Origin of the sequence: Bacillus pretiosus, assembly GCF_051294775.1 — a bacterium.
Classification (GTDB): Bacteria; Bacillota; Bacilli; order Bacillales; family Bacillaceae_G; genus Bacillus_A; species Bacillus_A wiedmannii.
Window position 1 is genome coordinate 1 of record NZ_JBPPHF010000635.1, and the last position, 280, is coordinate 280.

1 protein-coding gene is annotated in these 280 nt (G+C 40.7%); it reads left to right on the top strand.

Annotated elements, in window-relative coordinates; translation table 11 throughout:
- Positions 1-280: LrgB family protein (locus ACSG5Z_RS32475; RefSeq protein WP_435712995.1), on the top strand; the 280-nt coding region annotated here is incomplete at both ends.

A 280-nucleotide genomic window follows, 5' to 3' on the forward strand; every position in this document is an offset into this window, starting at 1 on the left:
GGAAAACAGTTGAAATCGCAAGAGATTTTGCCATTGCATCACTTATGGGAACAGATAACAGCTTAATTTTATCTTCTTTACCAAAAACGGTGACAATGCCAGTTGCGATGAGTGTTTCAGAGCAAGTTGGTGGTGTACCGTCATTAACAGCAGCTTTCGTTGTTATCGCAGGTATTACTGGAACGATTACCGGCCCACTTTTATTAAAATGGAGCCGCGTTACTAACTCAGTTGGTAAAGGTATCGGATTTGGATGTGGTTCTCATATTATGGGTGTAAT